The organism is Candidatus Acidianus copahuensis (assembly GCF_000632495.1).
Lineage (GTDB): Archaea > Thermoproteota > Thermoprotei_A > Sulfolobales > Sulfolobaceae > Acidianus > Acidianus copahuensis.
The window spans coordinates 1-1090 of record NZ_JFZT01000054.1; the positions used below are offsets into that span (position 1 = coordinate 1).

Genomic DNA, 1090 nt, shown 5'->3' on the forward strand with positions numbered 1-1090 from the left:
TCAATGCCTCATAATAGTGGTCAGCATTAGTTTATACTACCTGGGAATGAAGTTTTTAGTATTCTTTATCCGATTTTCTCAGGTCGAGAGCTAAATTATCTTAACCCTGTTTTGTTTAGTCTTTTCCCGTCTTTCATAGAAGTAGATTATGCTCACTGTAGTGTATTGTATATCTCATTTGTTAACTTCAACGGGCTTTTGACACCCTTAATGTTTGTTCGGTTACGAAAGATCTAAATTGGAAGATTACAGTGGGCACTAATTATTATCCGGAAAAAGGTTTATGTCTTTCAGAAGGAGTCTATCTATCCTCATCTTGGGTCTTCCACTCTTCTAACTACTATTAAGTAAAGAACTTTATATTCCGTCCATAAAGCACTCTATATTGCTTGGAGGATTCATGAATTTCATGTTATGGAGACATTTTGTTGTGATTCCGTGTTGATGTGATCCTGTGGCAAAATCATATCTTAGTTTAAAGATATGTACCAAGAATTCCCTTCTCTTAAGAAAGGTAAACTTAAAAATCAAATTTGTCTGTGTACAGAACAAGAACATTTAAAAAGCGAATAATTATATAACTTTATATAAACATCTAAATAAACCACATCTTTCCTTATTACTATACTCTTTATTTAAATCATCTAAGCTTTAAAGCTTATTAGTTTTTTAATAATTAATGAGAAAGATCCTATACATTCTTCTAATTTTGGCACTAATACTTCCATCCTTTTTAGTTGTTACCGCATCTCCTTATTCAAATTATACCATTTACTTTTCTAGATATGATTCAAATCTAATATCAATTAAAGGGACAACAGGGAACCTGATAACATACAGTGTAGTTTCAACAGTCTTCAACTCGTCTAACGTTCATGGAAATGAGATAAGAAGCCTAACTGATTCATCAATGTATACCTTTTCACAGTCAGGGACGAAACAAGTTCAGCTTAACTATAGTATATCCATAATAGATGGGATGTTCTTTAAGGTAGAGTCGTCTCCACAACTTATTAGAATCTACTTAACAGAGGGAAATCAAACCCAGTTAATTTGGGCAGGTTTTCTTAACTCAGCAAAAACAGTATAT

General features: G+C 32.5%; 1 protein-coding gene. It reads left to right on the forward strand.

Annotated features, from left to right (window positions below):
* Nucleotides 1-679 precede the first annotated feature (679 nt).
* Nucleotides 680-1090, forward strand: a 411-nt coding sequence (locus tag CM19_RS10180) for a hypothetical protein (RefSeq protein ID WP_048100343.1), incomplete at its 3' end; no start/stop codon positions are given.